Raw genomic sequence first — 10,840 nt, 5'->3', positions numbered from 1 at the left:
ACCAATTACCGAAATAATATCGCAAAACAGGTTTTAAAAATTCTCTGTTTTGTACAAAAATTAATTAGTTCCCCAAGGGGGTTCTGAACAGTTACAGGATTTTAATATTTGAAAATTGTCACCAAATATCAGTAGATTGCGCCATTCATTTTCCTCTACTTCTCCAAAAGTACGATCTATTTGTAGCGGTACTTTAGACACCTCATCTGTATCAGACAAAACATCTTCTTTACGCATTTTCCCTGCATAATTAAGTTCATATTCCTTATTTTTTGTTGGAAATAACACACTCTTATACTCTTCTGGAATCGTTTCCCCATTTGACAAGCACGAAATTATATAGTCTATATCCTCTTTATTAATCATGAATATTTATCCTCTTTTCTTTATGTTGAAGCACACAATAACAATGTCATAATTACTTTTTTATAATTTAAAGTGTATCAAAAAAAAACTTATAAAGCAATCTATGGTATCTTTCCACACGTATATGGGCTGAGAAAAAATATATTCCGTATCTCCTTTATGCCACTTATTTAAAAATTAGAGCCTTTACACTATCCATCTATTTTTATCTAACACTTCATTTATCTGAATTCTATATCTTCGATCATTTCAACTCTTCCAGATACTAATTGGGTAAACTTCTCTTCTTCAAACTGTTTCTTGAACACAAGATCAACCTTCTCTGATTTATCTCAATCTAATTCATTTTTTTACTATGATTTCTGTCTTCCTGCGCTTGCATATCCAGGTATATGCATACTATCTGCTGTTGCAAAGACACATTCTACACGGTTCTTTTTTTATCTACTTGCACAACTAGCTCTTTATCATACATCTACAACATATTTGTAAGAACTTTAATCATCTGTCTCATCGAATCGTTTTGGTATATGTAGAATTGATATGCACACCAAAAACCCATCATACTTATCTATAACATCTAATTCTTGGGATTCCGTCTGTCAGACTTGAATGCCTTTGTTTTCCGATATAAACAGTAAATGTATTGTCTGAATACTTTTTCATACTTTGGTTATAGAAATCAATTGTTGCATTCATTGCACCAATCCTTTCTTTCAAACAACTACGTAACATTGGGGCTATATCCCTGAAATTTTCTACTTGAACTGTGAATTCTTCCCTTTTATCTTTGAATAATTAAGAATAATTTTGAACAAAACACTTATAAAAAAATGATAAATGCATATTCTAAAAAATTGTCATTTCATTTGATATTTGATCCATGCATTATACCTTCCACACCTCATACCCTTGCCGTCTCGCCGAGTCATACACCGGCCTCATATTCTTCTCCAATATCCCGCAGAACTCTTCCTTCGAGTTCCCCTTCTGATACAGTTCCACATTTGCCCATATCGAATGCAGATTATCGCGATAACACGCCTCATACAATTTCCGAATGCCAGCCTTCTCCTGAATCAATTCATACATCACGAATTGATTTCCAGCAAACATTCCAAAAAACTTGTCCCACTCTGGCAGCTTATCACTCTTCGAAGAATTCAAAGAAGAATCCATTGGCATGAGATTCCACAATTCATCATTCATGACAAATGACCACGGTATAAAGTGATCCACATCATATGCATTTTTCTCAATTTCTGTTCCCTTGAATACATCGATAACCGGCTGAATATCTAAGATGCCTTCCCACAATTTCCGCACGTGTGAAAGCTTTCTCATCTTCTCATCAAGCGGTGCTAATTTATAGATAAGTCCAGGAACCTCTGGATTATTATTCTGTAGCCATTTTACTTTTTCATATTGAATCCAACCAAGAATCATGGCGGTTTGATCTTGTATCATCGAAACCCACGCATTGTTAAATGTAATCTGTCGATTCAATCCATTCTCTTCTCCAAATGTATACGGCAGCAGGATGTCTTTATGACTTAAGCGATTATAATAAGCCATCATTCTTCCTGCGCTACTATTCAGATCCACCTTTTCCCCAACACGATTTGCAAATCCAGATAGCGCTTTATACGGAACATTTGTTGTCAAATTCATTTTCATGGAATGTAACTCTTTATCGAAAATATTTATTTGATTCTTAATTTCCACCTTCGAGGCATTGATTGGAATATTACTTAATTCATGAAGCCTGCATACAGCTTTTTCCAGATTGTCTTTCACCTGTCCATCACCATATACACCACTCAGATGAATGTGAAATTCCAATACCGAATACCATGCATTTGCAATCATTTCATTGATGATCTCATCGTATGTTGCTCGATCTTTTCCTTCTGAAATCAATTGTACAATTGCCTCTAACCAATAAAATTTGTAGCAATAGGACGGGTCTTTCATCATCCTTGAGAAGCCCTCAATATCAAGTTGATTATAATATTGTTGATCAATTATTAACTGATAGCCTATTTTCCCAGAATCAAATTCAGCCATTGTTCTCCCCCTCGGTTTTCTCTCACATCACCGCTAAGCCACTGTTCCTTCACTCGAAGTTCTGGAAACCTTTTCAAGAACTCTGCAAAAGAGTCTTCTGTAAAACATGTAAAATAACGACCGTCTCTTTCTCCTTCGAATTCACCATATTTGAAAGAGGTATATATGATACCATCCGACTTTAACGCTCGTAGCATTCTTTTTAGAACATCAACAAGAGTACCTTTTGGCAGGTGCAAAATCGATGCGCATGCCCAGATTCCATCATACTTATCTGCTTCATCTAATTCTTGGAACATCATCTGTCGAACTTCAATGCCCGTATTTGCTGAGGCAATTTTACAAAGTTCAACTGATCCATCAATTGCATCTACGACATATCCTTGAGAAAGAAAATATTTACTATCTCGCCCAGAACCACAACCGAAATCTAAGATATATTTCTGTCCCGGAAGCAATCCGCAAAATTGCTCTTGTATGTTTCTAAAATTAACACCTAGCGTATTATCTGAATAGCTCTTTGCTTTTTTATTATAGAAATCAATCGTTGTGTTCATTTTCTTTTCCTATTCTTATAGCTTAGTTTTTCCCGTATACCTACACTTCGGATAATTCGAACACCCGATAAATGCTCCGTATTTTCCATTTCTCTGAATTAATTTCCCACCACATTTTGGGCAAACACCTGCACTTTGCATTACAATGTCTCTTTGCATTTTCTGATGTATTCTATCAACATGTTCTTTACGCGACTCTTTTGAATCAACATTAAATTCCATAATCAGAGAAACAATCCTCGTAACATCCGCTTGAGACAATACCTTCGCTGTATACATTTTTATAATGGAGCACACTTGGCTCCAATACACGACATGCCCCGTTGTGTTTGTCTTCAATGTACAATTACCCGGAAATGCAACAATGGAATACACTGGAATATTAATGTCTTTCGGTAAATATTCATGAAGTGTTTTGATATGTCCATAATTTTGATGAATTGGATTTTTGAATTTACTCTTTTTACCGTATATATTTTGTGTCCATGTATTCGAACGATCCGATCCAAAAATCCAACCCTTGTAATTCTTTGTTTCAATTACAAATACACCATATAGAGAGACAACAATGTGATCAATCTGCGCAGTTCCAGTACGGTTTGCTAAAATAACATTATCAATTATTTTATACTCGCCTGATGGTAAGTTCCTCAATAGTGAAGAGATTGCACTTTCTCCTAATATTCCTTTTATTTTTGCTTTTGGATTTTTAATTGCAATTTGAATCACAATAAAAATAAAAAATATCACTACTGCATATTGTAAAAATTTAGACATTTCATTTGTTATTTGTTCCAAGCTTTTTCTCCCTCTTTAGGCACACTATTTTCACAAAAAGCATCGTCCCCCTCCGGAAACAATGCTTCTCAATCAAATTACAACTGGCTGCCATTCCCTCGATTAGGCCCTACTAGTTTTGCGTCATTGCCTTTCGACAACTTTGCCTATATTCATTTATAATTTTACCACACTAAAGCGCTATTTACTATGAATATATCCCATATTTCCGCTTATTTTCCTAAGAATAATGCTGACAGGATTTTTAAACTCTCATTCATCTTTTCTCAAAACTCACCAATCACCATCTATCCCAGCATCTTCCATGGCTTCCATTTTCTCATCGTCATCCATGTAATCCCAATCATCCATATCCACACCTGCATCCGCAAGTGCCTCCACTTGTTCATCATCCAAATCGTCTACATCACAACTAATGAAAGTGTTCATCCCCAACTCTGCCTCATCGTCCACTTCCAAATCGTCGTCTGTCTCATCCATTCTCCCAAATGCAGCTATTTTATCCGCTTCTGCTTTCTTCGCTGCACGCATGATAAAGTCTATTTCTGCAACTTTTTCGCTCGTACTCATCTTCCCATCGTGATTCAAATCAAACAAATTACCCAATAACCCTGCCATAATATTTCCTCCTGCATTTTCTCTCTATTTCATTTTCGCTATTTCACGAACACATACCGCTCCGCACTCGAGTACTCTTCTGCAAAAGAAAACCCCATCTCTCCAAACTCTTTCATTCCTTCCACCTGCTCAACTCCACGTTCTGCCATATACCGCACCATCTCGCCGCGTGCCATCTTCGCAAGTGTTCCTTTTTGTTTCAACTTCCCGTCAATTAATTCTACGAAATCCACCGTGATGAATCGATCTTTCTCCGTGACATATTTTTCAATGCATTTCGAATATTCTTTGGATGCCAGATTCACGACCGTGCGGTCTTCATCCATGACTTCTTCATAGAGCCTGCTGCCCCACAGTTCGTAGAGATCTTTTGCGCCATCGACGGCGAGCTTCGCCTGCATTTCCAATCGGTAGGGCATGATGCCGTCAAATGGTTTTAGCACTCCATAGAATCCGGACAGGATGCGCAAATGCTGTTCGATGTATGTAAGTGCATCTTCTGTAAATACACTTGGTGACATGTGTTGATACTGCAGACCTTCATATGCCATGGCTGCCGGTGTGAGCCCACGCTCCAAGTCCATATGCTGGAATCGCTCGTAGTTTAAATCTGTCAGTTTGTCATTGCATTTCCACAGACACTGCGCTTCTTCTCGCGATAACGCCTGAATGGCACGCATCAACTTTGCCGTGTCTTCGATGAATATTGGCATGCCTTTTATGGCAAATGAATCGGTATCAATATTGATTTTCTTCGCTGGTGAAATGATTATTTTCATGCTATTTTCCTCTGTGATTTTATGAAATGAATCCTTGGATTTTCTAATCACATTTTACCATAATAAAGTGTCGCTGCATATTGTATTTACAACTCCTTGTTCCTGCTTTTACATAGATTCTTAATCCTGCTTTTGAAGCCACTCCATAAGCTTTTCCCATTTGTCTTCTTCCACCGACTCTTGTGTTTCGGTAATATCAATCCGTTCACCTAATCCGTTCTTTTCTGCTTCAAAACTTCTATATTCTTTCATCGCTTCAACTTTTTTACAAAAGGGGCACCATATATTTTTTATATGCCCTTTTTCTCTACTTTGGTTTTTCTTTCGTGGTATTGGAAATTGTTTTCCGCACTCCGGGCAGCTACAATAACTGATCGTACACCGGCGCCACTCTCTCATATATAATCACCTCAATATACACTATTTTATCTGGGAAACATATTATTTTACACTGCCATCTCCAGCAACTCTTTTAATACCTTTGAATTTTCTGCCTCTTTGATGGCATTACGCATTTTTGCCACTCCACTTCGATATTTTTTCCTCATGGACTCACAATCAAAGTTTTCTACAAGTGATTCTAATGTCATGCTTTTTTCATTTTCTCTTTTCTTTTTATACGACATTCTCTAAGCATTTTATAAATTTCGTATCCTTGTGCCACATTATAATGAGTACTTTCTATGTATTCTAAGATTTCTTCGATTTTGCTGTGCAGTTCTTTTTTCTTGCATTTCAAATTGATAATATACTGCTCTATATTTGTGAAAAATTCAAATTGTTTTTCTGCGAACTCCACACATACCGCACTTTCTGAAGATAATATGCCACTTGAATTAATAATCACATGCGTTGCAAGATTTATGAATAAATCTTTCTCTATGCCTCTCATTATACTCATGTCCTGGGCTTTAAAACGGACTCACCAATCAACGGCTTCCCCATTTGACTCTATTATCGGTATTTCAGAGCATTTTTTCATGATAATAATTTTAATTATCTTCCTCTAATTCTTCAATTATCTTGCGCTTCATTTTCCAATTTTTCCTGCAGTCCTGATTAATTTATCTTCCCTTCCTGATTGTGGTTTTAACCTTTATAAATATCATAATAAAAAGCAACGAATAGAATTGGCTGCTCAAAAAACAAGAGTTATCCACAGAGTCCCGCTGCCCGCAGCGTATTTGGAAGTGCAAATGCAAACGGCCAGATCGTCATACAGGAAATACTGTGGAAGAGAATAATCTTCGTAGTCTCACTGGCCGTAATATCAGACAGATTATACGCCTTCAGGATAAACGGCAGCGCCAGAATTGTCAGCACATTGAATACCCAGATTCCGACATAGATAACGACCATCAGTTTCCTTGTATAATATTTGACCTGCTCTTGTTCTCCGGCTCCGATGCATCTTGAAATCATGGTTTTCATTCCAAGACCAATTGCCATACCCGGAAGAATCTCGAACATCGCTAAGACATTTCCGACGGCGTTGGCTGTAATTGCGTAGGTTCCGAATGACGAGACCAGACTGAGCACCAGAATTTTGCCGACTTGAAACATGCTGTTTTCCATTCCGTTCGAAATTCCAATTCGCAAAATGCGCCGGATCATCTTACCATCCGGTCTGTAACGGAATGTCCGTTCAATGTGAAGCTGATATTTCGGCTTTAACAATAACACGATGACTGCAACTGCAGCCGCAACTCGTGAAACCAATGTTGGAATCGCAACACCTTCGGTTCCGCAGTGGACACCGTAAATCAGGATTGCATTTCCACCCACGTTGATGATGTTCATCATGATGGATACACACATGGATATCTCAGAGTTACCTTGTGCCCGGAAGATTGCAGCCCCGCCATTGTAAATGCAATAAATGGAATAGATGCCGTTACAATCATCAGATATGTATTAGCATGGGCGCGCACATCCGCATCAATTGGTCCGAAGATCACGTGAAGAATCAGATATTTCCCCCTAAAAACAGTGTTTTTAAATAATACTATGTGCAGGGGTACAATCGAATATTCTCCGAAGGGCAATCTCGCACATCTTCGAAACTCTTTCCGATATAGTCTCCGAAAAAACATTTCCCCTACTTCCTTTCCGATCATTTTCCATAATAACACCGACTACTTGTCCAATGTTTATAAGGCTTCTCATTCATTTCTGATGAATACTAGAACATAAAGAGAGAGACCTTAACGAAGGCTTTCGCCTCGTATAAGGTCTCTCTCTTTATGTCTCTTTTTCACTTCTCAAGATATCCCTTTTTGCCCCTAATAGGATAATCGGGTTTGCTCCTGAACACATACACTATTCAAACTCAATAATTTCATGCCTGTCTTTGGTGTGAAATCCTTGCAGTATCTGTATTGTTTTTGTCATCTATTAACTTTTTTATCCCCTATTCTCTCTCTTTTCACGGTAAAACTGTATCACAGAATCATTTTTCGTGATACACCTACACGCCGTGTGATACACTCATCTGTATCACGAGCAATCAACAGTCCAAACATCTCAACTGCCTTTCGGGGTAAAGCTCCTTCCTGTTATAATATTAAGTACTAGGTTTCTTACGCCAGTTCTTATATGATCCGGTAGTAATCCTTCCGTCCTGAGGCTTTTCTGCATCTTGGGGTATCGCCCATGCATTTCCAAATTTCATTGCTCCATCAAGCTTACCTGCAGCACATAAATTCTGTATATTACGAACTGACATATTCCATTTTTCTGCTGCATCTTTTGCTGTTATGAAACCGTTCATCTGGCACCTCTCTTTCACATATTTTTGGGGTACAACTTTATCATATCGTAAACACGCAAATTGTCAACCGTTTCTTTTCATCAAAATAGGCAGCTGCCAAAGCAACTGCCTACCCGCTAATGGGATATTTGGTTCAGGGCATTACCCTTGCCTCCCAACGGCCTCTATTAGTATATTCAAAACGTTTGGATATTATCATATAAAGCTTCCCAATTTTGTGGAAGAATGTTCAAAAGGTATACATCTATTGGTGTTCTCTTTACCAACTTCATTATATCATTTTTTAATCGCTTTGTATCCTCTTTTGGCAATAATTTTTTTAGAGCATACAATCTTGAAAACAAATCATTATCCTTGGTTAAAACCGACTGTTGATCCTGTGAATCCAAAAGAACTACCGATGAATTCATACCTACTACCATAGAATTATGTGCACAATAATTTCTAAGATTACGAACTGCATCCAGCCATGTATCAACCAGCTCCGTATCCTTCTTTGTATATCTTCCTTTTCCAAACGAATAATCTAAAATTTTCTTTCTCAGATCACCTCGAAGATAACTATACATCATCGTTACTGTTCCCATTTCCACATATGAAAATGTAACCCAGACCGGTAAATTATTGTGATGCCTGTTTCCACCGCTTCTATATTCTTTCAACTCAGGGTACTTAACAATATTTCTCCTAAGATCCGACTCTTTCTTAACAATATCCGGAAAGAATCTATTATTGAAATAGCTGATATTATGTTTTCTTTTCTTTGCATCTCTTTCAGCTTTTGACGGTGTGTAATACTGCCTATCAAGATAAAATGTACCGTCATTAACATCTATCGCACAAGCATTAGACATTGCACTCTTAAATTTTACTTCCACACGATTGCAATAAAAGTTCAGTATTCTTCTAAGATTTACATCAAATTCATATAGCTGAAAAAGCTCATCTTGTTTTGATTTTCTTCCAACAGCGCCCACCTGTGATAATAGGTACTTTCCGTATCTGCTGGCACGAAAATAACCTGCATAAGATAAGAAATCCTGCATTCTCTTACGCTGTCGAAACAAAACATATTTTTTCATCATTACAACTTGTTGTTCAAGCGTAATTGGTGGCTCAATGCTTGCCATAGCTTCACTCCTTTGGGTAAAAAAAAAGAATGGATTTACCATTCTTAATCCCGCTAATGGGATATTTGGATTAAGGCACTACCCATGCCTCCCTACGGCCTATGAGTATATTACCACGATAATTGCTATTTTTCAACCAATTTATCAAAAAAATTATAGTAAAATTGCAGTAGAATCGCAATAAACTAAGAAAGACCACGCTCATTACACGTAGCCTTTCCCTCTAAAATTGTAACACGCTTTAGTACTTTTCCTTCCATAATCTCATGCAATACGCTTCCAAACAGCCTTCCATTTCAGCCATAGAGACCTTATCTTTTAATCCTGCCAACTTCTTCTTAATCTTCGCTACCTTATTGCTGTAGAATTTCTCTTTCACATAATATACGGATTCTACGAATATCTCATCATCAGCTGCCGTATTTCTACCCGGATGTTTTACATGAACATTACCAAATTCAATGTTCTTTTCTCCATCCCTATCTTCACGAGCCATGCTCACAAAATAGTCCTTATAGGATAATTCCTTTGCAGTCATGCTTCTAATCTGCTCTCCAAAGAATCCGAACTCCTTCATAAGTATATATAGCTCCATTTTACTAAAATCCATAAACACCTGATCCAGAGCATTCTTTGTTTTCTCATCTATCTCATCACTAATAATATTCTCCGGATTATCCATATTGTTCTGCAGGCACTCATCTGGATTTTCCATTTCTTCAATAGAAATGTTTCCATGATATAGCTCCATCAGTGAAAGGATCATCTTATATGAAATAGATTTGTCCGAAAATTTTTCATACACCATTTCTGCAGATACTTCATCACAGCTTATCTCCTGCTCTTCTGCTAATGCAAGTACAGCATCATTGAGATACTTTAGGTTACGGATAACATTAACCGGAAGTGATCTTTCCTGGATTAGCATTTTTCTCATAGCTTCACGAGCCTTGTGTTCAAGGTAGGCAGAAATTGTATATTTCTTCTGCTTATCTGCCAAGTGCTTTGCTTTGTTATACTTATGAAAGTCCTCAAATACCATCATACTAAGAATTGCTTCCAGTTCCTCCGCCTTATACTCATCAAGCGATGTTCTTTTTTTCTTATACTTTACAACAGTTTTAATCTCCGGCATCAGCTGTTCCATAATATATTCTAATAATTCCTGCTGCTCTGCCTCTGATAACTCTACCTTAAGACATCTACCGTTCGATAAAGCACTTCCATTTCTTGTAGAATCTACCCATGTTGCTGCCTTTGTGAAATAAACCTCTTTACCTTCTACCTCTTTGTTAAATAAAAATTCTGCTCGCATTCTTTTGTCCTCCTTGCGAAATTTGTTTTCTCAGGAGGAATCTGCTCTGCAGAATCCTTGGATTACAAAAAGAGCTCTCCCTCCTGGCTGCTAACCAGGAAGAAAAGCTCTATCCATCAATCCTTATTTATTTGGGGTCAATCATTTTTTTCGTGGGATTGACACCACGTAATGTATTGATTTGTTACGCCACCCTTGACCGGATGGAAAAGCAATGCTGTTCGTTTATCACCGACGGCGAAGAACTCAAGAACAATCTTCTTTTTCTTCGTCAAGCCACATAGTGTAGCATTGTTTTTCCATCCCCTCAAGGGCAATCCCCTTCGGGATGGCTGGTTTATACCTCTGGCTCAGTAGCCTAAGAACAATCTTATATTGTTTCATTACAATTGAATAAAAAAGGATCTTCCTATAAGATTGAATTGTGTCCTGGACAGATA

General features: G+C 37.5%; 13 protein-coding genes, 1 pseudogene and 1 riboswitch. All 14 genes and pseudogenes read right to left on the bottom strand.

The window, feature by feature from the left end; translation table 11 throughout:
• Nucleotides 1–60: 60 nt before the first annotated feature.
• Nucleotides 61–366 (bottom strand): hypothetical protein, encoded by a 306-nt coding sequence (locus BUB85_RS19630; RefSeq protein ID WP_073113194.1) that lies wholly within the window; start codon nucleotides 364–366, stop codon nucleotides 61–63.
• Between the two features lie 888 nt (nucleotides 367–1,254).
• A complete protein-coding gene (locus BUB85_RS21830; protein WP_200803599.1) occupies nucleotides 1,255–2,433 on the bottom strand; it encodes an HNH endonuclease domain-containing protein in 1,179 nt (392 codons plus the stop codon).
• The gene (locus BUB85_RS19620; RefSeq protein ID WP_073113193.1) at nucleotides 2,406–2,990 is read right to left on the bottom strand and encodes a class I SAM-dependent methyltransferase; all 585 of its coding nucleotides are present in this window, start codon (nucleotides 2,988–2,990) and stop codon (nucleotides 2,406–2,408) included. The genes BUB85_RS21830 and BUB85_RS19620 overlap by 28 nt, the downstream gene beginning before the upstream one ends.
• 15 nt (nucleotides 2,991–3,005) lie before the next feature.
• Nucleotides 3,006–3,788 (bottom strand): NERD domain-containing protein, encoded by a 783-nt coding sequence (locus BUB85_RS19615; RefSeq protein WP_084534150.1) that lies wholly within the window; start codon nucleotides 3,786–3,788, stop codon nucleotides 3,006–3,008.
• A 75-nt stretch (nucleotides 3,789–3,863) separates the two neighbouring features.
• A riboswitch (cyclic di-GMP riboswitch) is annotated at nucleotides 3,864–3,945 on the bottom strand.
• A gap of 116 nt (nucleotides 3,946–4,061) precedes the next feature.
• Entirely contained in the window at nucleotides 4,062–4,406 is a 345-nt protein-coding gene (locus tag BUB85_RS19610; protein ID WP_073113192.1) for a hypothetical protein, read from the bottom strand.
• A gap of 38 nt (nucleotides 4,407–4,444) precedes the next feature.
• Nucleotides 4,445–5,185, bottom strand: a complete 741-nt coding sequence (gene yaaA / locus BUB85_RS19605) for a peroxide stress protein YaaA (protein WP_073113191.1) — start codon at nucleotides 5,183–5,185, stop codon at nucleotides 4,445–4,447.
• 120 nt (nucleotides 5,186–5,305) lie between these two features.
• Nucleotides 5,306–5,584, bottom strand: coding sequence for a hypothetical protein (locus BUB85_RS21620; RefSeq protein ID WP_073113190.1), 279 nt, complete (start codon nucleotides 5,582–5,584; stop codon nucleotides 5,306–5,308).
• Between the two features lie 47 nt (nucleotides 5,585–5,631).
• A complete protein-coding gene (locus BUB85_RS21615) occupies nucleotides 5,632–5,775 on the bottom strand; it encodes a hypothetical protein (RefSeq protein WP_159434687.1) in 144 nt (47 codons plus the stop codon).
• A complete protein-coding gene (locus BUB85_RS19595; RefSeq protein ID WP_073113189.1) occupies nucleotides 5,772–6,077 on the bottom strand; it encodes a hypothetical protein in 306 nt (101 codons plus the stop codon). Before BUB85_RS19595 ends, BUB85_RS21615 begins: the two co-directional genes overlap by 4 nt.
• A gap of 272 nt (nucleotides 6,078–6,349) precedes the next feature.
• Nucleotides 6,350–7,209: pseudogene (locus tag BUB85_RS19590) on the bottom strand (MATE family efflux transporter); the annotation flags it as partial.
• 539 nt (nucleotides 7,210–7,748) lie between these two features.
• Nucleotides 7,749–7,955 carry a helix-turn-helix domain-containing protein gene (locus BUB85_RS19580; protein ID WP_073113186.1) on the bottom strand — a complete coding sequence of 69 codons (207 nt, stop codon included), beginning with the start codon at nucleotides 7,953–7,955 and terminating at the stop codon, nucleotides 7,749–7,751.
• Between the two features lie 176 nt (nucleotides 7,956–8,131).
• Nucleotides 8,132–9,085 carry an Abi family protein gene (locus BUB85_RS19575; RefSeq protein ID WP_073113185.1) on the bottom strand — a complete coding sequence of 318 codons (954 nt, stop codon included), beginning with the start codon at nucleotides 9,083–9,085 and terminating at the stop codon, nucleotides 8,132–8,134.
• A 241-nt stretch (nucleotides 9,086–9,326) separates the two neighbouring features.
• Entirely contained in the window at nucleotides 9,327–10,400 is a 1,074-nt protein-coding gene (locus BUB85_RS19565; protein WP_073113183.1) for a hypothetical protein, read from the bottom strand.
• 246 nt (nucleotides 10,401–10,646) lie between these two features.
• The coding region (locus BUB85_RS21900; RefSeq protein WP_207648936.1) for a hypothetical protein at nucleotides 10,647–10,840 on the bottom strand (194 nt) is incomplete at its 5' end.

It is taken from the genome of Hespellia stercorisuis DSM 15480, assembly GCF_900142165.1.
Taxonomy (GTDB): Bacteria; Bacillota; Clostridia; order Lachnospirales; family Lachnospiraceae; genus Hespellia; species Hespellia stercorisuis.
The sequence above is the reverse complement of the archived record's forward strand: the minus strand, read 5'-3'. Positions and strand labels throughout refer to the sequence as shown.